At 63.6% G+C, this 23,053-nt stretch carries 18 protein-coding genes; 12 read left to right on the top strand and 6 right to left on the bottom strand.

Translation table 11 applies throughout. The annotated features are described in order from the left end of the window. The first annotated feature begins 6 nt into the window (after window positions 1-6). Window positions 7-363 carry an MGMT family protein gene (locus tag OC537_RS02015; protein ID WP_106887491.1) on the top strand — a complete coding sequence of 119 codons (357 nt, stop codon included), beginning with the start codon at window positions 7-9 and terminating at the stop codon, window positions 361-363. Window positions 364-384: 21 nt separating this feature from the next. On the opposite strand, the gene OC537_RS02010 is transcribed toward OC537_RS02015, so the two are convergent. Next, window positions 385-555, bottom strand: coding sequence for a hypothetical protein (locus tag OC537_RS02010; protein ID WP_162852227.1), 171 nt, complete (start codon window positions 553-555; stop codon window positions 385-387). A 116-nt stretch (window positions 556-671) separates the two neighbouring features. Continuing rightward, window positions 672-3,293, bottom strand: coding sequence for a type I DNA topoisomerase (topA, locus tag OC537_RS02005; protein WP_262108893.1), 2,622 nt, complete (start codon window positions 3,291-3,293; stop codon window positions 672-674). A 360-nt stretch (window positions 3,294-3,653) separates the two neighbouring features. On the opposite strand from topA, the gene astB reads away from it, so the two are divergent. Then, entirely contained in the window at window positions 3,654-4,991 is a 1,338-nt protein-coding gene (gene astB, locus OC537_RS02000) for an N-succinylarginine dihydrolase (protein WP_262108890.1), read from the top strand. 89 nt (window positions 4,992-5,080) lie between these two features. Here the strand turns inward: astB and sohB are convergent, their stop codons facing one another. Next, window positions 5,081-6,088, bottom strand: coding sequence for a protease SohB (gene sohB, locus OC537_RS01995; RefSeq protein ID WP_262108888.1), 1,008 nt, complete (start codon window positions 6,086-6,088; stop codon window positions 5,081-5,083). A gap of 224 nt (window positions 6,089-6,312) precedes the next feature. Between sohB and OC537_RS01990 the strand changes: the two genes are divergently transcribed. Next, window positions 6,313-7,068 carry a YciK family oxidoreductase gene (locus tag OC537_RS01990; protein ID WP_262108886.1) on the top strand — a complete coding sequence of 252 codons (756 nt, stop codon included), beginning with the start codon at window positions 6,313-6,315 and terminating at the stop codon, window positions 7,066-7,068. An 87-nt stretch (window positions 7,069-7,155) separates the two neighbouring features. Next, window positions 7,156-8,040: a LysR family transcriptional regulator gene (locus tag OC537_RS01985; RefSeq protein ID WP_111910290.1), complete on the top strand. Its 885-nt coding sequence runs from the start codon at window positions 7,156-7,158 to the stop codon at window positions 8,038-8,040. Window positions 8,041-8,114: 74 nt separating this feature from the next. Here OC537_RS01985 and OC537_RS01980 read toward each other — a convergent pair whose 3' ends face one another. Beyond that, window positions 8,115-9,287 carry an MFS transporter gene (locus tag OC537_RS01980; protein WP_025326217.1) on the bottom strand — a complete coding sequence of 391 codons (1,173 nt, stop codon included), beginning with the start codon at window positions 9,285-9,287 and terminating at the stop codon, window positions 8,115-8,117. A 162-nt stretch (window positions 9,288-9,449) separates the two neighbouring features. Between OC537_RS01980 and OC537_RS01975 the strand changes: the two genes are divergently transcribed. Together OC537_RS01975 and OC537_RS01970 are read left to right on the top strand one after the other, a co-directional pair. Then, window positions 9,450-10,592 carry a MalY/PatB family protein gene (locus OC537_RS01975; RefSeq protein WP_262108883.1) on the top strand — a complete coding sequence of 381 codons (1,143 nt, stop codon included), beginning with the start codon at window positions 9,450-9,452 and terminating at the stop codon, window positions 10,590-10,592. A 162-nt stretch (window positions 10,593-10,754) separates the two neighbouring features. Continuing rightward, complete coding sequence (locus OC537_RS01970) at window positions 10,755-12,077, top strand: TAXI family TRAP transporter solute-binding subunit (RefSeq protein ID WP_111910293.1); 1,323 nt, start codon at window positions 10,755-10,757, stop codon at window positions 12,075-12,077. Between the two features lie 78 nt (window positions 12,078-12,155). On the opposite strand, the gene OC537_RS01965 is transcribed toward OC537_RS01970, so the two are convergent. Further along, window positions 12,156-13,064: a LysR family transcriptional regulator gene (locus tag OC537_RS01965; protein ID WP_106887999.1), complete on the bottom strand. Its 909-nt coding sequence runs from the start codon at window positions 13,062-13,064 to the stop codon at window positions 12,156-12,158. A gap of 170 nt (window positions 13,065-13,234) precedes the next feature. Here OC537_RS01965 and OC537_RS01960 point away from each other — a divergent pair, with 170 nt between their 5' ends. The 4 genes from OC537_RS01960 (at window position 13,235) to ygjK (ending at window position 18,777) form a co-directional block, all read left to right on the top strand. Then, window positions 13,235-14,491 carry an adenylosuccinate synthetase gene (locus OC537_RS01960; protein ID WP_025326213.1) on the top strand — a complete coding sequence of 419 codons (1,257 nt, stop codon included), beginning with the start codon at window positions 13,235-13,237 and terminating at the stop codon, window positions 14,489-14,491. 270 nt (window positions 14,492-14,761) lie between these two features. Next, complete coding sequence (locus OC537_RS01955) at window positions 14,762-15,298, top strand: YbhB/YbcL family Raf kinase inhibitor-like protein (RefSeq protein ID WP_262108877.1); 537 nt, start codon at window positions 14,762-14,764, stop codon at window positions 15,296-15,298. Window positions 15,299-15,309: 11 nt separating this feature from the next. Further along, complete coding sequence (locus OC537_RS01950) at window positions 15,310-16,113, top strand: helix-turn-helix transcriptional regulator (RefSeq protein WP_262108875.1); 804 nt, start codon at window positions 15,310-15,312, stop codon at window positions 16,111-16,113. A gap of 183 nt (window positions 16,114-16,296) precedes the next feature. Next, window positions 16,297-18,777 carry an alpha-glucosidase gene (gene ygjK, locus OC537_RS01945; protein ID WP_262108872.1) on the top strand — a complete coding sequence of 827 codons (2,481 nt, stop codon included), beginning with the start codon at window positions 16,297-16,299 and terminating at the stop codon, window positions 18,775-18,777. A gap of 68 nt (window positions 18,778-18,845) precedes the next feature. On the opposite strand, the gene tyrS is transcribed toward ygjK, so the two are convergent. Then, on the bottom strand, window positions 18,846-20,045 hold the full coding sequence (tyrS, locus tag OC537_RS01940) for a tyrosine--tRNA ligase (protein ID WP_139744202.1): 1,200 nt from the start codon (window positions 20,043-20,045) through the stop codon (window positions 18,846-18,848). A gap of 114 nt (window positions 20,046-20,159) precedes the next feature. Here tyrS and OC537_RS01935 point away from each other — a divergent pair, with 114 nt between their 5' ends. Both OC537_RS01935 and OC537_RS01930 read left to right on the top strand, forming a co-directional pair. Next, window positions 20,160-21,479 carry a peptidoglycan DD-metalloendopeptidase family protein gene (locus OC537_RS01935; protein WP_025326208.1) on the top strand — a complete coding sequence of 440 codons (1,320 nt, stop codon included), beginning with the start codon at window positions 20,160-20,162 and terminating at the stop codon, window positions 21,477-21,479. Between the two features lie 375 nt (window positions 21,480-21,854). Next, window positions 21,855-22,964 carry an anhydro-N-acetylmuramic acid kinase gene (locus OC537_RS01930; RefSeq protein ID WP_262108867.1) on the top strand — a complete coding sequence of 370 codons (1,110 nt, stop codon included), beginning with the start codon at window positions 21,855-21,857 and terminating at the stop codon, window positions 22,962-22,964. Window positions 22,965-23,053 lie beyond the last annotated feature (89 nt).

Here is a 23,053-nt window from a genome sequence, read left to right as displayed (position 1 = left end):
CGCCCCATGATGATGACCCCTCCCCCTTCCCCCTTGAACAAGGTGGCACGCATCGAGGCTATCCTGGCCCTGATCCCGGCCGGTCGCGTGGTGAGCTATGGCCAGGTCGCCGATCTGGCGGGCCTGCCCGGGCGGGCGCGGCTGGTGGGAAAAGTGCTGCGGGAGACGGACAAGACGCTGCCCTGGCATCGCGTGCTGGGCGCAGGCGGTACCATCTCCTTGCCCAAGGGCTCGGCGGGTTTCGATGAACAGATAGGAAGATTGCAGGAAGAGGGGGTGCCGGTGATCAAGGGGCGGGTCAGGATGCGGGAGTGGCAGTGGCAGCCCGACCTCGCCGAGCTGCTCTTTCTGATCCCGTTCTAGCGCCTGTCAGGGGCGCCGTCACTAGTCGCTGGCAAGGGGGCCCAGGATGTCGTCGCAACGCACCTGCACCGGTATGGTCTCGTCTTCCCGCTGCAGCAATACCAGCAGACTCTGCCTGTCCACTTCCAGCACATAGGCCGTTCCTTCCCGCGTCAGGCAGGTCATGCCTGGCCGGATTTCATGTATCTCCATGACAACCTCCCTGTCTTGTGCTGCCATCCATGCAGCCCTCTCAGTATACCGCCATCTCCCAATAAAAAGGCCCCTCGCAAGGGGCCTCTTTCATCATGATGTGAGCGGTGACGCGATCAGGACTTCTTCGCCTTAGCCAGGCTCTCCTGCCACTTCCCATTGTCGTAATGGGCGGTCCAGCCCGTTGCCTTGCCGTTCACCTCCGTCATCACGTACTGCTCCTTGCTCTTGCGGCTGAAGCGCACCACGGATGCGTTACCGTCAGGATCTGACGCCGGGGCGTCGGCCAGGTACTGATGCTTGGGCGACAGCCGGTCACGGAAGCGCTTGAGCTCCTCCACCAGTGGCGCACGAGTCTCACGGGATTTCGGGAAGTTGCTGGCGGCGAGGAAGAGACCGGCCGCCCCGTCACGCAGCACGAAGTGGGCGTCGGACTGGGTGCACTTGAGCTCGGGCAGCGGCACCGGATCTTCCTTCGGCGGCGCTATGTCACCATTTTTCAGGATCTTGCGGGTGTTCTTGCAGGTCTCGTTGGTGCAACCCATGTACTTGCCGAAGCGGCCGTTCTTGAGCTGCATCTCGGAGCCGCAGCGATCGCACTCGATGCTCGGCCCTTCATAGCCCTTGAGCTTGAACTGGCCCTGCTCGATTTCGTAACCGTCGCAGTCCGGGTTGCGACCACAGACGTGCAGCTTGCGGCTGTCGTCGATGATGTAGGCATCCATGGCGGTGCCGCAGACGCCGCAGCGGTGCTTGGCGCGCAGCGCCTCGGTCTCGGCCTCGTCACCGTCGGTGGCGGAGACGAACTCGTCCGCACTGACCAGATTGATGGTCTTCTTGCAGCGCTCTTTCGGCGGCAGCGCATAGCCGGAGCAGCCGAGGAAGACCCCTGTGGTGGCGGTGCGAATGCCCATCTTGCGGCCGCAGTCCGGGCAGTCGATATCGGTCAGCACCATCTGGTTGGCACGCATGCCTCCCTCTTCCGCCGGCTTGTCGGCCTGCTCCAGCTCCTGGGTAAACTCGGCGTAGAAGGCGTCCAGCACCTTCTTCCACTCCAGGCTGCCTTCGGCGATGCCATCGAGCTTGTCTTCCATCTTGGCGGTGAACTCGTAGTTCATCAGCTCGACGAAGTTCTCCACCAGACGGTCGGTGACGATCTCGCCCATCTTCTCGGCGAAGAAGCGGCGGCTCTCGACCCGTACATAGCCGCGATCGACGATGGTGGAGATGATGGAGGCGTAGGTGGACGGGCGGCCTATGCCGCGTTTTTCCAGCTCGCGCACCAGGGCCGCTTCGGTGAAGCGGGCGGGCGGCTTGGTGAAGTGCTGACGGGGATCCAGCTTGACCAGCTTCAGGATCTCGCCCACAGTCACCGCCGGCAGCTGGCTGTCTTCCCCCTTGCGGCCCATGGGCGGCAAGGCCTTGGTCCAACCGGCGAAGCGCAGGGTGCGACCGCGGGCCTTGAGCTCGAACTCGCCCGCCTTGACGGTCAGGGTAGAGGAATCGTACTGGGCCGGGGTCATCTGGCACGCCACAAACTGGCGCCAGATGAGGTCATAGAGCCGCATGGCGTCCGGCTCCATCCCTTCCAGCATCTCGGCAGTCACCAGCACGCTGGAGGGACGGATCGCCTCGTGGGCCTCCTGGGCGCCAGCCTTGGAACCATAGAGAGTCGGCTCGGCCGGCAGGTAGGCGGCGCCATACTGCTCGCCGATATATTCGCGCACCGCCTCGACCGCCTCTTTGCTGAGGTTGGTGGAGTCGGTACGCATGTAAGTGATGTAACCCGCTTCGTAGAGACGCTGGGCCATCATCATGGTCTTCTTGACCCCGAAGCTCAGTCGGGTAGAGGCCGCCTGCTGCAGGGTGGAGGTGATGAAGGGGGCGGACGGCTTGGAGCCGGTCGGCTTGTCTTCCCGGTTCACCACCTTGTAGTCGACCCCTTCCAGGGCGGCCACGGCGGCGAAGGTCTCGGCCTGGGTCACCGGCTTGAAGTCGACGCCGTTGCGGCTGACCACTTCCATCCGCAGATCGGCCTTGTCACCGGTCAGCAGGTCGGCGTTGAGATCCCAGAACTCTACCGGCACGAAGGCCTTGATCTCACGCTCTTTATCGACGATGAGGCGCACCGCGACGGACTGCACACGACCGGCGGAGAGACCGCGGGCCAGCTTCTTCCACAAGAGCGGGGAGACCATGTAGCCCACCACTCGGTCGAGGAAGCGACGAGCCTGCTGGGCGTTGACGCGATGGATGTTCAGATCGGACGGCTGGGCAAAGGCCTCCTGGATGGCGGTCTTGGTGATCTCGTTAAACACCACCCGCTTGTAGCGGCTGTCATCACCGCCGATGATCTCGCGCAGGTGCCAGGCGATCGCCTCTCCTTCTCTGTCCAAGTCGGTTGCGAGATAGATGGTGTCGGCCTTCTCGGCCAGACTCTGCAACTCGCTGACCACTTTCTCCTTGCCGGGCAAAATCTGGTAGTTGGCCTGCCAGCCTGCGGTCGGGTTGATCCCCATCCTGGAGAACAGGGCGTTGCGATCCTTGGCCGCCTTCTCGGATTCGCTGAGCTTGATGCCGCGAATGACAGGTTTTTTGGGCTCTGTGCTGGCGCTGCCGCTGGTCGGCAGATCGCGCACGTGACCGACGCTGGATTTCACCACGTAGTCCTTGCCCAAATATTTGTTGATGGTCTTGGCCTTGGCCGGAGACTCCACTATGACCAGTGATTTGCCCATGCTGTAACTATTATCCTCATTGCACCCGACGGGGTTGGCGTGCGGTTTTGTGGGGCTGTATAAGAGATTTGACGGGAAAAAGCAATCTTGTGAACAAATTTGCCATGCAGCCCGAACCGCCTTGCTTCTTTATTTATTAATGCGAAGGGGACGCGCGGGAAGCAACCGCTTTTTTGTTTTTATGCTATATCACCCCCTTTTTTAGATTGGAAATGACATATCCAGCCACCCCCGTCACATAAAAAACCACCTTGGTTATCAGCTTGTTACAAAGGATGAAATCTCTTTATAATGGCCGCACGCCGCAGCTTTGTGCGCGGAAGGAACCGCTCCCCATATAAAAATCGAAAGGATGTAGTCATGAAGCACTTCGAGGTCAACTTCGACGGCCTGGTCGGCCCCACCCACAACTATGCCGGCCTCTCCTATGGCAATGTGGCGTCCCAAAGCAACGCCAAGGAAGCGTCCAATCCGAAGGAGGCCGCCAAGCAGGGGCTGCGCAAGATGAAGGCGCTGACCGAGCTTGGCATGACGCAAGGGGTACTGGCGCCCCAGGAGCGGCCGGATCTCGCTACCCTGCGCCGCCTCGGCTTCACCGGCAACGATGCCAGCGTGCTGGCCCAGGCCGCGAAACAGGCCCCTGCCGTGCTGGCCGCCTGTTACTCCGCCTCCAGCATGTGGACCGCCAACGCCGCCACCGTCTCGCCGAGCGCCGACACCCAGGATGGCCGCATCCATTTCACCCCCGCCAACCTGACCAACAAGTTCCACCGCTCCCTGGAGCCCGAAGTGACTGGCCGCATCCTGCGCGCCGTGTTCAACAACGATCGTCACTTCAGCCACCACCAGCACCTGCCACAGAACGATCACTTCGGTGACGAGGGGGCCGCCAACCACACCCGTCTGTGTCGCGCCTACGGCGAGGCCGGGGTCGAGCTGTTCGTCTATGGCCGCAGCGCCTTCGACGTCTCCCAGCCCGCCCCCAAGCGCTACCCGGCCCGCCAGACCCTGGAGGCGAGCCAGGCCATTGCCCGCCTGCATGGACTCGGGGAAGAGAGCGCCGTCTTCATCCAGCAGAACCCGGACGTGATCGATCAGGGGGTGTTCCATAACGACGTGATAGCGGTGGGCAACCAGAACGTGCTCTTCTTCCACCAGCAGGCCTTCCTCCATACCGAGGCGGCCCTGACCGAGGTGCGCACCAAGTTCGGCGAGGGGGAGCTGCACTTCATCGAGGTGCCGACCAATGAGGTGTCGGTGCAGGATGCGGTGAAATCCTATCTGTTCAACACCCAGATCCTGACCCTGCCGAGCGGCGAGATGGCGATCATCGCCCCCACCGAGTGCCGTGACAATCCGGCGGTATCCGCCTATCTGGCCAAGCTGGTGACCCTGGGCACGCCCATCAAGGGGGTGCACTTCATGGATGTGAAGCAGAGTATGCGCAACGGCGGCGGCCCCGCCTGCCTGCGACTGCGGGTTGCCATGAACGACGCCGAGCTGGCGGCGGTCAACCCGGCCTGCCTCATCAACGACAGCCAGTTTGTCCGTCTGGACAACTGGGTCGAGCGCCACTACCGCGACAGCCTGTCGCTGGACGATCTGCGCGATCCTTCCCTGGTGCTGGAGACCCGCACCGCCCTGGACGAGCTGACCCAGATCCTGAAACTGGGATCCGTCTACCCCTTCCAGCGCTGAGCACACGCTCGCAGCGAAGCCGCGACATCAGCATAAACAGAGAGCCGGGCAATGCCCGGCTCTCTTGTTTCAACCCATTGAACTGTGACTCAGCGCCAGGGACTCTGCTGCCAGAGGCGGCCGAGGGCGCCTTCCAGCGCCTGGGCCCCCTGTTGACCCAGCCGCTGGGTCAGGCTCTTGGGCTTGCGGTAGCTGATGCCGACCACCTTGTGTTGGCTGGCCTGGGCCAGCAGGTAGTCATCGCTGGTGCAGAGCGCATCCACCAGACCGAGCTGCTTGGCCTGGCTCGCCAGCCAGTGCTCCCCCGTGGTGACCTGGTCGATGTCGAGACCGGGTCTGTGCTCGGCCACGAATCCCTTGAAGCGCTCGTGGATGGCCCCCAGCTCCTCGCGAAACTTCTCCCGCCCCAGATCGTCGTTCTCGCCGAACATGGTGATGGTGCGCTTGTACTGGCCCGCGGTGTGCATCTCGAACTCGATGTCATGCTTTTTCAGGAGTTTGTTGAAGTTCGGCAACTGGGCAATGACGCCTATGGAGCCGACGATGGCAAAGGGCGCCGCCAGTATCTTGTCCGCCACGCAGGCCATCATGTAACCGCCGCTCGCCGCCACCTTGTCGATGGCCACCGTCAGTGTGATGTCCTTGTCGCGCAGGCGCTGCAGCTGGGAGGCCGCCAGGCCATAGCCGTGCACCACGCCGCCGCCGGACTCGAGGCGCAGCAGCACCTCGTCCCCGGGCCGGGCGACCCCTATCACGGCGCTCACCTCTTCCCGCAGGGAGGCCACCTCCCTGGCGTCCATGCTGCCGTGAAAGTCGAGCACAAAGAGCCGGCTGCGCTCGTCCTCGCTCTTGGCGCGCGCCTTCTCTTCGGCCTTGCGCGCCTTGTCCATCTGCTTGCGCTCGGCCTTGCCGGCCAGGGCCGATTGCAGCTGATGACGCCCCTGCTCCAACTCCCGGGAGAGATCCGTCACCACCAGCTCCCCCTTGCGGGCCCTGGGCTGACGGCTGCTCACCACCATCAGGACGACGGCGCCTATGGCCAGCAGTAAGGTGAGGGTCTTGGCCAGAAACAGGCCGTATTCGGTCAAAAATGCCACTTGATACTCCGCGCTATGTTCGGTTTTTTCACATAGTAAGGAGTTTGACGGTATGGTGCAAAAACTCTGCCATGGGCCAGGGTCAGACAGCGCCAATTCACGCTACCGCCCTGTTTTCTTCACATTTTTGCCGTCTCATACTGGTCAACGGCAGGGCCGGATCAGTACACTTGCCTCCTCTATGGTCGCGCCCATCCGTCACGGATTTGTTAACAGGAGTGCACATGCTCGATTATCAGGCCCCCCGGGATCTGCTCAAGGACAAGGTCATTCTGGTAACGGGTGCCGGTGACGGCATCGGCCGCGAAGCGGCGCTCACCTATGCCGCCCACGGCGCTACAGTCGTGCTGCTCGGTCGCACCAGCGCCAAGCTCGAGGCGGTCTACGACCAGATAGAGGCGGCCGGTCACCCCCTGCCCGCCATAGTCCCTGTCGATCTGAAAGGGGCCACCGCCGCTCACTACCGCGGCATGGCCGAGACCTTCGCCCAGCAGTTTGGCCGCCTCGACGGCGTGCTGTTCAATGCCGGTCTGCTCGGCACCCTCTCCCCCTTCGAGCACATCCAGGAGAAGGAGTGGGACGAGGTGATGCAGGTCAACGTCAAATCCGAATTCCTGCTGACCCAGGCCCTGCTGCCCCTGATCCGCCAGACCGCCAAGGAGCACGGCGAGTCCTCCATCGTCTACACCTCCTCCAGCGTGGGCCGAAAAGGGCGCGCCTACTGGGGCACCTATGCCATCTCCAAGTTCGCCGTCGAAGGCATGATGGAGGTGCTGGCGGACGAGCTGGAGAATACCGGGGTACGGGTCAACAGCCTGAACCCGGGCGGCACCCGCACCAGGATGCGGGCCAGCGCCTTCCCGGCGGAAGACCCCCAGTTGCTGAAGACCCCGGCCGATCTGATGCCGCTCTATCTCTATCTGATGGGACCGGACAGCCGTGGCAAGACAGGCCAGACCTTCGTGGCCCAGCCCAAATAAATCAACAAACTAACCAGGTGGGGTTAAAGTGAAGAGGGGCGCCAGTCGCGCCCTGTTGAATCCCATCGGCCCCTGACAGGTTGCACTATGTTTCGTCCAAAGAGCACGTTTGAGCAATGGCGGATCTTCCAGGCCGTGGTGGACTGTGGCGGTTACGCCCAGGCCGCAGAGGCGCTGAACAAGAGCCAATCCTCCCTCAATCATGCGGTCGCCAAGCTGCAACAGAGCCTGGGGCTGGCCCTGCTGGAGGTGAGGGGACGCAAGGCGGTGCTGACACCGGCGGGGGAGATCTTCCTCAAACGGGCCCGTCAGCTCAGCCAGCAGGTGGAAGAGCTGGAAAACCTGGCCAACAATCTGGAGCGCCAGTGGGAGCCGCAGATCAACCTCTATGTCTCGGCGCTGCAACCCAGGGAGCGGCTCTACCGGGCGCTGGCGCACTTCCATCCCCGCAGCCGGGGTTGCCGCATCAATCTGCACGAGCGGATCCATTGCCACTTCAATGCGCTCCAGGTGGGGGACCTGATGCTCTCAGAACACCTGCCCCACGATCGCACCGGCCTGCCGCTGGACGAGGTCTGCCTGTTGCCGCTGTGCGCGGCCGAGCATCCCCTCGCCGGGCAGGAGGAGCCCATCACGGCCGAGCTGCTCGCCAGCCATAACCAGATAAGCCTGCACCCGCCGATCCACCGCTCGGTGGACTGGAACGATGCGGACGACACCGGCTGGAAGGCGACCCACTATCACGAGGTGCTCAGCATGGTGCGCCTCGGCCTCGGCTACGCCTGGGTACCTGGCCACCTGGTGCGGGAGGAGCTCGCCAGCGGCGCCCTGGTGCAGCTCGATCTGGCCGGCGGCAGCGAGCGCTACCTCTACACCTACCTGCTTACCCCCTCCACCGATGCCCTGGGCCCGGCGGCCGAGCTGCTGCTGCGCTGCCTGCGCAACGAATACCAGGCCGACAGCGGCAAGTAATGCGCCGCCGACCACAGCGGTCGGCCCCTGCTTATCCTCCCAGCGTCAATGCCGTGGCGCCCGCCATGGGCGTCTCACACATTGGGCACCCGCCAGCAGGCGGCCAGTGCGGCCAGCGCCAATGCGGTGGCCACCATGAATACCCCGTGAAAACTCCAGATCTCCGCCACAGTCCCCGCGATGGCGCCCGCCATGATGGAGCCGGTGCGGATGCTGTTGGCAAACAGGGTAGTCGCGACCCCGGCCCGACCCGGCATCAGATCCTGGAAGTAGGACATGCCGATCCCGGCGACAATGCCGATGAAGATGGCGTTGAGCAGTTGCAGCGCGATGAGGGCTCCCTGGCTCGACAGTGTCACCAGGCCGGCGTAGAACCCCACCCCGGCCAGCACCGCCAGCAGCATCATGGGCCGCTTGCCGAAGCGCCGGGTGTAGTAACCCGCCAGCAGCATGAAGGGGATCTCCAGGGCCGCCGCCGTGCCCATCAAGATACCGGCCAGCTTCTCCTCCAGCCCCAGCTCGCGGGTGATGTAGAGCGGCATGTTGATGAGGTACATGCTGTTGCAGGTCCACATCAGGGTGGAGGCGATGAAGAGCGCCCGTACCGAGGGATCTCGCCAGCTGCTGACCCGCTCCCCCCCGCCATGGCTGCTCGGCAGCGGCAGGGAGGGCAGCCAGCGCCAGACCACCAGGGCGCAGACCAGATAAGCCAGGGCGGAAGCCAGATACATCACCTCGAAGCCGTAGCCGATGGCGAGCGCGAAGGCGGCCGGCGGCCCTATCACCCAGGCCAGGGAGAACTGGGCCCGCAGCACAGAGCTGAACATGTCCGCCCGCTTGTTACGGCTGTCGGCGTATTCGCGCGCCAGGGCAAACAGCTGGGGGCTGGCGGTGGCGGTCAGGCTCGCCAGCACCACCCCCAGGCTCACCAGCAGCCAGTATTGCCGGTTCCAGGCAAACAGCAGGGAGAGCACTATGCCGGCGACGCAGCAGCGCAGGATCAGCTGCTTGCGATCCCCCCCGTTGTCGGAGCGATGGCCGAGCCACTGGCTGATGAGGATGCCGATCACCGCATTGACGGTGTAGAAGAGCCCGACCAGGAAGGGGCGTACCTGCACCTCTTCGGCCAGAAACAGGCTCAGGGTGGGCACCTGGAGTGCCACCGCCACCCCGGTCATGAAGGTCACGGCGAGGAAAGAGAGAGAGACGGGATCCGGCCTCTTGCGGGCAGCACTCAGCAAACTCATAGAGATACCATTGATATGGAAGAGAAAAGGAAGCCAGAAGCCGGCGGATGTACAGTATGACGGCGATTATTTTATGCGATTATCAACAGCCACCTCAAGGCTTGCGAGGCCAGGTCCAAGTCCGTACATTGGTAAACCCTCTGGCCAGTACAAGGATTTCACATGTTTGATTTTGATCGGGAGATAGATCGCAGCGGCACCATGAGCCTGAAGTGGGACAAGTACAAGGGTCAGGATGTACTGCCCATGTGGGTAGCCGACACCGACTTCGCCTCTCCTCCCGCCGTCATCGAGGCCCTCACCGCGCGGGTGGCCCACGGCATCTTCGGCTATTCCCGCCCCTCCCCCCGGCTGATCGAACTCATCATCACCCGTCTGCAGCAGCGCTATGGCTGGACCATATCCCCCGAGTGGCTGGTCTTCCTGCCGGGGGTGGTGCCCGGTCTGAACCTCGCCTGCAAGGCCTGGAGCCAGCACGGCCGTGGCATCATCACTCCCAAGCCGGTCTATTACCCCTTCCTGCAGGCGCCGGGCTTCAACGATCGCCCCCTGCTGACAGTCCCCATGATGGAGGAGGCCGGACGCTGGGTGCTGGATCTGGCCGAGCTGGAGCGCCAGGCTCCCTCCGCCGACCTGCTGCTGCTGTGCAACCCGCAGAATCCGGGGGGTACCGTCTTCACCCGCGAGGAGCTGCTCGCCATCGACGCCATCGCCGAGCGCCACAATCTGGTTGTCTGCTCGGACGAGATCCACTGTGATCTGCTGCTGGATAAAGAGGCCCGCCACATTCCCTACGGTGCCCTGAGCCCGTCGGCCGCCGAACGCTCTGCCGTCATGATGGCGCCGAGCAAGACCTTCAACATCGCCGGCCTGTGCTGCTCCTTCGCCGTGATCCCCAACGCCCGCCTGCGGCTCAAGCTGCAACAGGCGATGCGCGGCATCAGCGCCGACGTCAACCTGCTGGGCTTCGTCGCCGCCGAGGCGGCCTACGAGGGCGGCGAGCAGTGGCTCAGGGAACAGCTCGACTATCTGAGGGCCAACCTGACCCTGATCGAGCAGGCGGTGGCCCGCTGGCCCGGCGTCAAGCTGGCAAAGAATCAAGCGACCTATCTCGCCTGGATCGATGTGAGCGCCCTCGGGCTGGATGATCCCGTCGCCTTCTTCGAGCAGGCGGGGGTCGGTCTCTCCCCGGGCGCCCAGTTTGGCGATGGCCAGTTCGTGCGCCTCAACTTTGGCTGCACCAGGGCTCGTCTCACCCAAGCCTTGTCGCGCATGGAGAAGGCCATCCTCCAGCGCAGCGCCTGACAAGAAACGCGCCGCTGACCGCAAGGGGGCGGCGGCCATTTCGCCGCCCCCTTGACGGGAATGGTGAAAGCCATTCAGGTTCACATCTGATATAGATAAGATGTGACTCATGACGGGATGAGCCTGGCTCATCCTTTTTTTCAGCCATTGTTCCGGTTCACTATGCACCCACGAGCCCTGCGTCCCCTGTTGCGCCTCTCACTTGCCGCCCTGCCCTGGCTGGCGGCCATGCTGGCACAGCCTCTCTCTGCCACCCCCGCCTATGTCACCATAGGCACGGGGGCGCTCAACGGCGTCTACTACCCCACGGGGGGCGCCATCTGCCGTCTGCTCAACGACGACAGCAGCAACCACGGGCTGCACTGCACGGTGCAGAGCACCTCGGGCTCCATCGCCAACCTGGCCGCGCTGGCCAAGGGCGACATCCAGCTGGCGCTGGTGCAGTCGGATGTCTTGTACCATGCGGCCCACGGCAGCGGCCCCTTCGCGGGCCAGACCCCGAACGATCAGCTGCGCAGCCTGTTGCGGCTCCACAAGGAGTCCCTGACCCTGCTCGCCAGCGCCACCAGCAACATCAGCACCCTGGCGGACATCGAAGGCAAGCGGGTCGATCTGGGCGCCCCCAATTCAGGGGACAGGGTCACCAGCCGGGCACTGCTCGACGCCATGGGCTGGCAGGAGAGTCAGTTCGCCGTGCCTCCCGTCGCCTCGGCAAGCAACCGGCTAGAGGGACTCTGCAACGGCACCCTGGATGCCGCCTTCCTGGTCGCCGGCCACCCCAACCAGGGGATAGGCGATCTGACCGGTCGCTGCCAGGCCCGCCTCATTCCCATCGAGGGGGAGCAGGTCGACAAGCTGCTCAAGCAGTATCCCTACTATGAGCGCAGCCGCATCGGCGCCAACCTCTACCCGGGGCAGACCAGCGCCGTCGCCACCTTTGCGGTGACCGCCGAGCTGGTGGCCGAGGCCAGCCTGCCTGAAGATCAGGTGCGCACCCTGCGGGACGTGCTGAGCCGCAATCTCAAGCAGTTCACTCGCCTGCACCCGGCGCTCACCACGCTCACCCCGGAATCCATGCAGGCGGGGGACATACTCCCGCTCCACCCCGGCATGCTGGATGCCGCGCCCACCCTGTTGCCCGACGCCCCCTCCGGGGCCGAGGCCACCTCGGGGGCGCTCCCCACGGCGCCGTCCGCCCCCACCAGTGCGGCCACCCCGCTGGAAGGGGCAGAGGTGCTGCCGGAGCAACCCGCAGGCGCCACCCTGCCGGCCAGTCCGGATGCGGTGACGACAGAGCAAGCCCCGGCGCTGACCACGCTCCCGACACAGGCAGAGGCCGCGATAACGCAGGGCAACCAGCCGGACGCGGCCGGGGTCGCCACCCCCTCGGCAGCGAAGAGCACAGCGCCGACCGCGACGCTCGCACCGGTCAGCCCAAGCGGCGCCTCGCCGGTCACCGGCGATACGCCCGCCCCCGCCCAATGACGGGCAGAGCACAATGCAAGAGGCCACCCCAGGGTGGCCTCTTGTCATCCGGATGTGCGCCGACGAGCGGCGCCGGGCTTATCCCTTGGGAAGCGGCAACGAGTCCGGGCTCAGGATCTCCTCCTCCACCCAGTGCAGCAACTGCTTGATGGCCCGCGACAGCACCTGGTTCTGGCGCACCACATACCCCAGGCTGGTACCGGGGAAGTCGGTCAGCCGGGTCACGGGAGCGGTGAGCTTGAGGCGCGGGTGGAGCGAAAAGTCCGGCACTATGGCCACCCCGAACCCCGCCTCCGCCCAGTCGAGCTGGGCATCCACGCTGCCCACCTCCATGATGCGGCAACTCGGCAGCCCGAGCAGGGGCAAGGAGGGGTCTATCAGCGCCCGGGTGCGGGTGTCGTGCCCCAGCAAGATGAGAGTGGGCTCGTCGAGGGGATCGCTCTCCCCGGCCTTGGCACGGGCCTGCCAGCGGCTGAGCCCCTGCCCCAGAGCACACCAGGTCACCTGCTGCAATTCTGTGTAGAAGAGCGGCTCGCTGCGCTTTTGCGCCATCACGAAGCCGAGATCCGCCTTGCCCGCCCTGACCAGATCCGCCGCCTGATCCGAGGTGGTGTTGAACAGGGTGAGATCGATGCCGGGAAAGGCCTGCTTGAAGCGCTGGAACGGCTGGATCAGCAGCAGCCGCGAGATGATGTCGCTGGCGGCGATGGCGAGCGTCCCCTGGCTCAACTGGCTGAGGGCGTTGAGATCGGACTGGCAGAGCTGCAGCTCGTTGATGGCGCGCTCGGCACTTTGCAGCAATCGCTCCCCCGCCTGGGTCAGCCGAAACGGACTGCGCTCGATGAGCTTGACCCGGGTGGCCTGCTCCAGGTTCTTGAGGTGCAGGCTGACGTTGGGCTGGGTCATGTGCAGTTCGGTAGCGGTCTGGCCGAAGTGCTGCAGGCGGGCCAGGGTGACGAAGGTATTTAACCAGTGAATATCCAGCATGACGACGTTCTCATCCAGCGCTGGCGCGGCTTGGCGCACCATGACACGTTGTGTGCCGATAAATTGGCCACAATTATATGGTTTTCTTATTGGAATTATAAAGATAATTAATTTTTCTAATCCGCAGAGGGCTCCTAGGATGGACGCCTAACGTCTTAGGAGAAAGAGTCATGTCGTCTATCGTAGTCGTAGGTGCTAACTGGGGTGATGAAGGCAAAGGCCGCATCGTCGATTATCTGGCAGGCCAGTCCGCCGCCAGCATCCGTTTCCAGGGCGGCAACAACGCCGGCCACACCGTGGTCAACGATCTTGGCACCTTCAAGCTGCACCAGCTGCCAAGCGGCGTCTTCAACCCGGATTGCCTGGTTGTCCTCGGCCCTGGCATGGTCATCAGCCCGGAGCCGCTGACCAAGGAACTGGCTGAAGTGAAAGCCGCCGGCGTGACTCCCAAGCTCGCCATCTCCGACCGCGCCACCTTCTGCCTGCCGATCCACGCCCTGGAAGATACTCTGGAAGAAGTTCGTCTGGGTGATGGCGCCTATGGCTCCACCCGTCAGGGCATTGCCCCGGCTTACGGTGATCGAGTCATGAAAAAGGCGATCCTGGTCGGCTGGCTGAAACAGCCGGAAGTGCTGGTCGAACGCATCCAGTTCTTCCTCGACTGGAAACTGCCGCAGCTCAAGGCCCTCTACCCGAGCTTCGAGTTCAGCCAGACCGCCCAGGAAATGGCCGACTGGCTGCTGGAAGTGTCTGCCCCCTGGATCGACGCCGTCTGCAACGTCAGCGAGCCGCTCAAGGCCATCCAGGCCCAGAACGGTACCCTGCTGTTCGAAGCCCAGCTGGGCGCCGGCCGTGACCTCATCTACGGCGAGTACCCCTGGGTGACCTCTTCCCACGTCTCCGGCGCCTACGCCGGTATCGGTGGCGGCCTGCCGGCCCTGCGCCCCGAGCGCGTGATTGCCGTGGCCAAGGCGTTCAGTACCTCTGTCGGTACCGGCACCCTGATCACCGCCATGGAGAACCAGGAAGAGTTCCGCAAGTTCGCCAACGAGTTCGGCGCCACCACTGGCCGTCCCCGTGACATCGGCTACTTCGACGCCGTTGCCACCAAGCAAGGTCTGGAGATCCAGGCCGCCAACGAAATCGCTCTGACCAAGCTGGACTGCCTCTCCGGCATGCCGGATCTGAAGATCTGCGTGGCCTACGAAGGTGCCAACACCGAGAACCCGATCTGGCCGCAGACCGCTGGTCTCAAGCCGGTGTACGAGTCCATGGAAGCCTGGAGCGAAGACATCTCCCACATCCGCAAGTTCGAAGACTTGCCCAAGGCTGCCCAGCACTATGTGCTGCGCATCGAAGCCCTGCTGGGTGTGCCGGTTCCCATGGTCTCCGTCGGCCCGGGCCGCGAGCAGATGATACTGCGCTAAGCCGCTCGCATCGCTGCCGCTAAGGCAGATAAAAACCGGTCTCCATGAGGCCGGTTTTTTTTATGGCCGCCCACCACTAACCGCAGCGGCGTCCCCAACCCTCTCTCAACCCCTCTCCTTTCCCCGCATAGTGCAGTTAGGCTCAAAATAGGCATCTTTAAATCCAATATTGAGCAGCATGGTTGAATCTGGCTTGTCCCCCGCCGCTAGACTGATCCCGTCATCAGGATCTCCCCATGGGGATCCCCTCATTCATAAAGGAGCACCACCATGAAATTACCCCTGAGTTCCGCCCTGCTCTCCCTGCTGTGCCTGGCGGCCCTGCCCGCCGCCGCCATGACCTTGAAGAGCACGGACATCCAGGAAGGCCAGCTGATGGACAAGGCATTGAGCTTCAACGGCTTCGGCTGCAAGGGGGAGAACCACTCCCCCCAGCTGAGCTGGCAGGACCTGCCGGCCGGCACCAAGAGCGTCGCCATCACGGCCTATGATCCCGATGCACCCAGCGGCAGCGGCTGGTGGCACTGGCTGGTGGTGAACCTGCCCGCCAACCAGAGCGCGCTGGCCAGCAACGCCTCCGGCAAGCTCAAGCAGGGGCTGGAGCTTAGAACCGATTTCGGCAGCCAGGGTTACGGCGGCCCCTGCCCCCCGGCCGGGCATGGCATGCACCGTTACCAGTTCACCGCCTGGGCCCTGCCCCAGGATCTCGAGGTGAAGGCAGATACCCCGCCTGCCATGGTAGGCTACATGCTCAATGCCATGGCGCTGGGCAAAGCCACCCTGACCGCCACCTTCGTCACCCCCTAGGAGCCCGCCGGATGAGCACTCCCCTGCTGCAACTGAATCACTATTTCGGGATCCGCCAGCAGCCCCTGCACAGGGTGCTCATCTATGCGCCGACCCTCATCTGGGTGCAGCAGGGCCACAAACAGCTGTGGTGGCAGGAGAGGCGTCTGTCCTTTGACAAGGGGAGCTGGCTGCTGATCCCGGCAGGCCACCAGCTCACCTTCGTCAACCAGCCCGAGCAGGGCAAGTTCAGCTCCTATGCCCTGACCCTGCTGGCCCCGCCCCCCGCCGAGTGGCTGACCGGCGCCCCGACCACCCCACAGAGGGAGCCGCGCCTTGAGATAAGCCCGGCGCTGGCGTTCTGCTTCGATCTGGTCTGCTCCATGGCCGGCCGCACGCTGAGCGAGGCGACCCAGATCCAGCTGCTGCACGCTTTCTATGCCGAGCTACACGCCGCCCATGCCCTCGACCTGCTGTTTCCCGCCAGCACAATGACGCTCGGGGAGCGGCTGGCCCGCTACCTCGGGGTGGAGCCAGGCGCCGACCATACACTCGAGACCCTGGCCCCACACTTTGCCATGAGCCGCGCCTCCCTGGTGCGCAAGCTGGCCGCCGAGGGGCGCAGCTTTCGCCAGCTGCTGGCCCAGGTGCGCATGAGTCACGCCCTCACCCTGCTGCAACAGGGACTGAGCCCGCTGGAGACGGCCCTCGCCTGCGGTTACGACTCCCCCAGCCGCTTCGCCGCCCGCTTCAAGCAGGAGTTCGGTCTGACCCCCCACCAATATCTGCGCACCTGCCCCTCAACGGCCCCGCAACGCCAAGTAAACAGTTACTAAAAACAGCTCCTGTGTAACCTCATGTAACCCGGTGATCCCGATCACACCTCTCCCCGTCCGTACTGTGATGTAGCGCCAACCTTTCCGCTTTCTTTCCCCTAGAATGGCCTTGAAAACGTTTTTACTAAAATAAACACAAAAAAGCACCTTCCTTAACCTACAAAATCGTCATTGGAGCGAGATATGTTTCGTAAAAATTTACTTTCCGTCGCCCTGGGTGTCGCCCTGTTTGGTCTGGCCGCCTGCAACGGCAATGACTCAAGCGCACCGACCCAGCCCGACGCCACCCTGGCGAACCAGTACAGGAACGTGATAGATCGCACCGGTACCCCGCTCCAGTTCCGTGACTTTGACAGCTACTCCAACCTCAAATACAACCCCCTGCTCGATCTCGGGGCCTGGCACGGCTTCCTGCTGCCCAAAAGCGACAGCGAGTGGGGCGGCTTCACCGGTCCCATGGTGATCGCCGAAGAGTACAGCCTCTTCTTCGCAAGGGAATTGGACAAGCTGACCCTGAGCGATGAGAGCGGCCGCCAGCACCCCCTCACCAGCGCCAGCAAGCATGAGATCTACGCCATCCCCGGCGCCCTGGTACAGCGCTTCGAATTCGAGCCCTTCACCCTGGAGCTGGAGCTGCGCTACGGCGATGCCCGCACCGCCCTTGTCCGCACCCGTCTGGTGAACAATCAGGATGCCCCCCTCACCCTGACCCTCAACTGGCAGGGTGAGCTGCTCCAGCAGTGGGATGCCAAGAAGACGGTCGCCGAGCAGTATCCGGACTGGACCCGCACCCTCCGCCAGAGCGAGCAGGGGATCGAGTTCCAATTTGGCGAACTGCGCAGCACCTGGAACATAATGCAAAGCGGCAGCGCCAGCTATCGCATCGACCGCACCCTGCCAAGCCGCACCACCCTGGATGAGAAGGGGCTCGGCTATGTGAGCGAGGCCAGCCTCACCCTGGCCGCCAAGGGTCAGCAGGATATCTACACCCTGCAGAGCTATGTCCACTCCGCCGAGGAGGCAAGCCGCTACCAGCAGAGCCGCCAGACCCTGCTGGCCAACCCGGCAGACGCCTTCGATGCCTCCATCCGCCGCTGGGAGGGCTACCTCGAGCGCGGCCTCTCCAACCAGGGCATCCCCGAGTCGGAGCGCCGCATCGCGGTCAAGGCGATGGAGACTCTCAACGGCAACTGGCGCTCGCCGGCAGGCGCCATAAAGCACGACGGCGTGACCCCCTCCAACACGGCCCGCTGGTTCGACGGCGTCTGGGCCTGGGATAGCTGGAAGCACGCCTATGCCATGGCTCACTTCAACCCCGACGTCGCCAAGAACAATGTGCGCGCCATGTATGACTACCAGGTCCAGCCCGATGATCCGGTGCGCCCGCAAGACGCCGGCATGGTGATAGACGCCGTCTTCTACAACAAGCTCGCCGATCGCGGCGGCGATGGCGGCAACTGGAACGAGCGGGACACCAAGCCGCCCCTCTCCGCCTGGGCCATCTGGGAGATCTACAGTGCCACCCAGGACAAGGCCTTCATCGCCGAGATGTATCCGAAGATCCAGGCCTATCACGACTGGTGGTACAAGGCGCGGGACAACAACAGCAACGGCATCATAGAGTACGGTGCCACCCGCCACGTCGAGCACAACGACGAGTTCGGCAACATCACCTTCAAGGTGCGATATGGGAACGGCGTACCCGCCGTGCTGGATCTCGCGCGCTGCACCGACGAGGGGGATGGCTGGTACGGCTGCGCCGGCATGCCGCTCTACCAGCAGGTGCTGAGCACTGGCGGTTACGACGAGATGGACATAGGTGCCCAGCACGGCGCCGGCTGGGAGTCCGGCATGGACAACGCCGCCCGCTTCGGCTTCATCGAGCAGGATCAGCTCAAGCGTTACGCCGACAAGGCCTATGGCGGCGACATCGACAAGGCCCGTCAGGACTGGAACGTCGCCTTCTTCGAGAACCACGAGGGGGGCGGTGAACTGATCGGTTTCTCCATCGATCAGGAGTCGGTGGAGCTCAACGCCTTCCTCGCGAAAGAGAAGCGCATCCTGGCGGACATAGCAGATCTGCTCGGCAAGCCGGACGAAGGGATCCGCTACCGCGAGGGGGCAAGCCAGCTCGCCGGCTACATCAACAGCTGCCTGTTCGATGAGGCCTCCGGCTTCTATTACGATCGCCAGATTGCCCGGGGGGATGTGGCGGACGCCAACGGCTGCGTCGGCAAGTTGCTGACTGCCCGTGGCCGTGGTCCGGAAGGCTGGAGCCCGCTCTGGGCCGAGGTGGCCGACAAGGAGAAGGCGGCGCGGGTGCGCGAGGTGATGCTGAGCAGCCAGGAGTTCAACACCAAGGTGCCGCTCGGCACGGCGGCGCTGACCAACCCGGCCTATGACCCCGACATCTACTGGCGTGGCCGGGTCTGGCTGGATCAGTTCTACTTCGGGGTGAAGGGGCTGGAGAACTACGGCTATCGTGACGACGCCCAGATGCTGGTCAACAAGCTGTTTGCCAATGCCGAGGGGCTGGCGGGCACTGGCCCCATCCGCGAGAACTACAACCCGGAAACCGGCGCCATGCAGGGGGCCAGCAACTTCAGCTGGAGCTCGGCCCACCTCTATATGCTCTATCGCAACTTCCTGAAAAAAGAGGGCTAACCCTCAGCGGTAATCAGCCAACAAAAAGGCCTCCAGATGGAGGCCTTCTTTCTATCAGGGGAGCGCGCTTACTTGACGGTCACCCGGGCAAACTTGCGCTTGCCGACCTGATAGACGGCGGTGCCGGCAGCGATCAGCGCCTTGCCATCGTCCAGCTTGTCACCATCCACCTTGACCGCGCCCTGCTTGATCATCCGCAGCGCTTCGGAGGTGGTCTCCACCAGACCGGCGTCTTTGAGCAGGTTGGCGATGGCCAGACCGTCCCCTTCCAGGGCCAGTTCGACTTCCGGCATCTCGTCCGGGATGGCGTTCTTGGAGAAGCGCTGGGTGAAGTCTTCGTGGGCCGCTTCGGCCGCCGCTTCATCGTGGTAGCGGGTGATGATCTCTTTCGCCAGCCAGATCTTCACATCCCGCGGGTTCAGGGTCCCGGCTTCGATGCCGGCCTTGAAGCCTTCGATGTCCGCCAGCGGGCGGGAGGAGAGCAGCTCGTAGTAGTTCCACATCAGGGTGTCGGTGATGGACATGATCTTGCCGAACATCTCCCCTGGGGCATCGTGCACGCCTATGTAGTTGGCGGCGGACTTGGACATCTTCTTGACGCCATCCAAACCCACCAGCAGTGGCATCATCAGCACACACTGGGCGGCCATGCCGGCATCTTTTTGCAGCTCGCGACCCATCAGCAGGTTGAACTTCTGATCGGTACCGCCGAGCTCGACGTCCGCTTTGAGCGCAACCGAGTCATAGCCTTGCAGCAGCGGATAGAGGAATTCGTGAATGGCGATGGACTGGCCGCCGGAATAGCGCTTCTTGAAGTCGTCGCGCTCCATCATGCGGGCCACTGTCTGCTTGGCCGCCAGCTTGATCATGCCGGTCGCGCCCAGCTCGCCCAGCCAGCTGGAGTTGTACTCGATGCGGGTCTTGGCAGGATCCAGGATCTTGAACGCCTGCTCCGCATAGGTGAGGGCGTTGTGCTTGATGGCCTCTTCGGAGAGCGGCGGGCGGGTGCTGTTCTTGCCGGAGGGATCCCCCACCATGGCGGTGAAGTCGCCGATCAGCAGGATGATCTCGTGGCCCAGATCCTGGAAGGTCTTCAGCTTGTTGAGGATCACTGTGTGACCCAGGTGAATGTCCGGAGCCGTCGGGTCCATCCCCAGCTTGATGCGCAGCGGGCGCCCTTCCTTCAACTTGGCGACAAGTTCTTCTTCAACCAGAATTTCTTCCGCTCCGCGCTTGATCTCGGCTAGCGCCACCTCGAGCTGGGACATTTTTTGACTCTCCAATCACGATTCCACAGGGCCAGACATATTACTGGAATGGCAGGCCAATTGGAAAGGCGGTAAACTCCGACCTTCTTCTGGGTTCAACTTCGTCAGCTTCTCATGGTCATTTGGCACGCCTTCAACTCTCTTCCTACCTGGCACCGCAAGATGGTGCTTATTCTGAGCATCCTGGTGATGATGCTGGCAGCCTGGCCAAGCGAACAGGCCGTCGCCACCCGGGTCGATGACAACGGCAACGAACTTGCCCTGCACCAGCCCGCCGACGCGGCCGCCGCCACCGATGAACTCGAGGACGCGCAGCCTCTCACCCCGCCCAAGCCGCGCTACATCACCAAGCAGGTGAAGGTGCGCCGTGGCGACAACATGGGGGTCATCTTCCAGCGCATCGGGCTCAATACCACGGATCTGCACCTCATCGATCAGCTCGACGGCAGCGATCCCCTGCGCATGCTGCAGCCGGGACAGGAGCTCACCTTCAAGCTCACCGAACAGGGCGAGCTGCACAGCCTCTATTACCCCCACAGCCTGGAGCAGGCGCTCAAGGTGAGCCGCAAGGACGACAGCTTCGTGGCCAGACCGGTGCGCCTCGAGCTCGACACCCGCGAGCAGGTGGCGAAGGGGGAGATCCGATCCAGCTTCTGGGGCGCCGCCAGCGAGGCGGGCATGACGGAAGATCAGATCATGGACTTGGCCGCCATCTTCGGCTGGGACATCGATTTTGCCCAGGACCTGCAGCCGGGGGACAGCTTTCGGGTGGTCTATCAGGACAAGTATCAGGATGACGAGCGGGTGGCCTCCGGCGACATCCTGGCCGCCGAGTTCATCAACCAGGGAGCCATCTATCGCGCCGTGCTGAACCAGGATGGCAACTACTACACCCCGGAAGGCAAGGCGATGCGCAAGAGCTTCCTGCGCGCCCCGGTCAACTTCAAATACATCAGTTCCAACTTCAATCCGCGCCGCCTGCACCCTGTCACCGGCAAGGTGCGCCCCCACAACGGCATCGACTACGTGGCCCCCGTGGGCACCCCCATCATGGCGGCGGGCTCCGGCAGCGTGGTGGCGGCCGGTTACAACCAGTTCAACGGCAACTATGTCTTCATCAAGCACGCCGGCAACTACGTGACCAAGTACCTGCACCTCTCCAAACGCACAGTGAACAAGGGCCAGCGGGTGAAACAGGGGCAGACCATAGGCCTGCTGGGGGGCACGGGCCGCGTCACAGGCCCGCACCTGCACTATGAATTCGTGGTGGGCGGTGTGCACAAGAACCCGCGCACCCTCACCCTGCCCCAGGCCGAGACCCTCACCGGGCGGGCGTTGGCAAGCTTCAAGGCCGAGGCCAGGCCACAGCTGGCCAAGCTCGACAGCACGGATCTGCAACTGGCCCAGAACAAGCGGGACAGCAACGGCAGCTAAGGCTCGCCCCACTTGGCGGTAATGAACAGAGAACAAGGAGAGGCCATGAGCGAGCGCTATATCGGGTTGAAGTCGGGTACCAGAGCCTGGTATGGGATAGATGCCCTACTCTGTCTTGCTCCTTGGCCAGGTTTCTCGTCACAGAAGGGCATGTCATGAGCAAGCGCTATATCGGATTGATGTCGGGCACCAGAGCTTGGCATGGGATAGATGCCCTACTCTGTCTTGCTCCTTGGCCAGGTTTCTCGTCACAGAAGGGCATGTCATGAGCGAGCGCTATATCGGATTGATGTCGGGCACCAGAGCTTGGCATGGGATAGATGCCGTGCCCTCCTCCACTCCTTGGTCAGGTTTCTCGTCACAGAAGGGCATGTCATGAACGAGCGCTATATCGGATTGATGTCGGGCACCAGCATGGATGGGATCGATGCAGTGCTGGTCACTATGGATGGGGAAACCCTTCGGGTCGAAGCGGCCCTCTGCCACCCCTGGCCAGAGGCAACGGCGCGCGAGCTCCACGCCCTCTGCACCCCGGGGGAGAACGAGATAGACCGCATGGGGGTGGCCGACAATCGAGTGGCGCAGGAATTTGCCGCCGCCACCCTGGCGCTACTTGCCAAGGCGGGGCTTGAGCCCAAGGATATCCGCGCCATCGGCTCCCACGGCCAGACAGTGCGCCACCGCCCCCAGCTCGGCTTTACCCTGCAAATTGGCAATGCGGCCCTGCTGGCTGCCCTCACGGGTATCGATGTGATTGCCGATTTTCGTACCCTGGACATGGCCCTCGGCGGTCAGGGGGCGCCCCTAGTGCCCGCCTTCCATCAGGCGATTTTTGCCAAACCCCATGCCCTTCGGGTGGTGCTGAACCTCGGCGGCATCGCCAATATCTCTGTGCTGCCTGGCAAGGCGAGCGGCGTCTATGGCTTCGATACCGGCCCCGCCAACACCCTGCTCGATGGCTGGTATCGCCGCCATCACCCCCAGGGCGGCAGCTACGACGCCGATGGCCAATGGGCGGCCAGCGGCCAGCTTGTGCCCGCGCTGCTCGAAAAACTGCTGGCTCATCCCTACTTCGTCGCCACCGCCCCCAAGAGCACGGGGCGGGAGATGTTCACCCTGGAGTGGCTCGACGGCGAGCTGGCAGGCACGGCATACGCCCCGGTGGATGTGCAGCGCACCCTGCAGGCGCTCAGCTGCCACAGCATAGCCCGCCAGCTGCCTGCGGTGGATGAGGCACAAACCAGGCCAGAGCTGTTCGTCTGCGGCGGCGGCGCCCACAACGGCCCCCTGCTGGCGGAGCTCGCCGCCCTGCTGCCCCGCTGGCGCCTTGAAAGCACGGCGGCACTGGGGCTAGCCCCGGACTGGGTGGAAGGAGCGGCCTTTGCCTGGCTGGCACAGCGTTTTATGACGCGCCAGCCCGGCAACCTGCCTGCGGTGACCGGCGCCAGCCGCCCCGCCGTGCTCGGCGCCCTCAACCCCGCCTGAGCGCCTGAGTACCAGCGCCATTAACCCCTGAGCAGTCACGTGCTCAAGCAAATGCCGCCCAAAGGCGGCATTTGTGCATTGGGGTGGCA

The sequence above is a fragment of the Aeromonas sp. Marseille-Q5825 genome, from assembly GCF_946892685.1.
Lineage (GTDB): Bacteria > Pseudomonadota > Gammaproteobacteria > Enterobacterales > Aeromonadaceae > Aeromonas > Aeromonas rivipollensis.
This window is presented reverse-complemented; position numbering and strand designations above follow the sequence as displayed.

Excerpts from the sequence above, each read along its gene's own strand:
- OC537_RS02015 (WP_106887491.1), top strand. The coding sequence starts at position 7 with ATGATGATGACCCCTCCCCCTTCCCCCTTGAACAAGGTGGCACGCATC.
- OC537_RS01935 (WP_025326208.1), top strand. The coding sequence starts at position 20,160 with ATGGTCATTTGGCACGCCTTCAACTCTCTTCCTACCTGGCACCGCAAG.
- OC537_RS01955 (WP_262108877.1), top strand. The coding sequence starts at position 14,762 with ATGAAATTACCCCTGAGTTCCGCCCTGCTCTCCCTGCTGTGCCTGGCG.
- astB (WP_262108890.1), top strand. The coding sequence starts at position 3,654 with ATGAAGCACTTCGAGGTCAACTTCGACGGCCTGGTCGGCCCCACCCAC.
- tyrS (WP_139744202.1), bottom strand. The coding sequence starts at position 20,045 with ATGTCCCAGCTCGAGGTGGCGCTAGCCGAGATCAAGCGCGGAGCGGAA.
- OC537_RS01950 (WP_262108875.1), top strand. The coding sequence starts at position 15,310 with ATGAGCACTCCCCTGCTGCAACTGAATCACTATTTCGGGATCCGCCAG.
- OC537_RS01975 (WP_262108883.1), top strand. The coding sequence starts at position 9,450 with ATGTTTGATTTTGATCGGGAGATAGATCGCAGCGGCACCATGAGCCTG.
- OC537_RS01990 (WP_262108886.1), top strand. The coding sequence starts at position 6,313 with ATGCTCGATTATCAGGCCCCCCGGGATCTGCTCAAGGACAAGGTCATT.
- OC537_RS01985 (WP_111910290.1), top strand. The coding sequence starts at position 7,156 with ATGTTTCGTCCAAAGAGCACGTTTGAGCAATGGCGGATCTTCCAGGCC.
- OC537_RS01970 (WP_111910293.1), top strand. The coding sequence starts at position 10,755 with ATGCACCCACGAGCCCTGCGTCCCCTGTTGCGCCTCTCACTTGCCGCC.
- ygjK (WP_262108872.1), top strand. The coding sequence starts at position 16,297 with ATGTTTCGTAAAAATTTACTTTCCGTCGCCCTGGGTGTCGCCCTGTTT.
- OC537_RS01960 (WP_025326213.1), top strand. The coding sequence starts at position 13,235 with ATGTCGTCTATCGTAGTCGTAGGTGCTAACTGGGGTGATGAAGGCAAA.
- OC537_RS02010 (WP_162852227.1), bottom strand. The coding sequence starts at position 555 with ATGGAGATACATGAAATCCGGCCAGGCATGACCTGCCTGACGCGGGAA.
- OC537_RS01980 (WP_025326217.1), bottom strand. The coding sequence starts at position 9,287 with ATGAGTTTGCTGAGTGCTGCCCGCAAGAGGCCGGATCCCGTCTCTCTC.
- OC537_RS01930 (WP_262108867.1), top strand. The coding sequence starts at position 21,855 with ATGAACGAGCGCTATATCGGATTGATGTCGGGCACCAGCATGGATGGG.
- topA (WP_262108893.1), bottom strand. The coding sequence starts at position 3,293 with ATGGGCAAATCACTGGTCATAGTGGAGTCTCCGGCCAAGGCCAAGACC.
- OC537_RS01965 (WP_106887999.1), bottom strand. The coding sequence starts at position 13,064 with ATGCTGGATATTCACTGGTTAAATACCTTCGTCACCCTGGCCCGCCTG.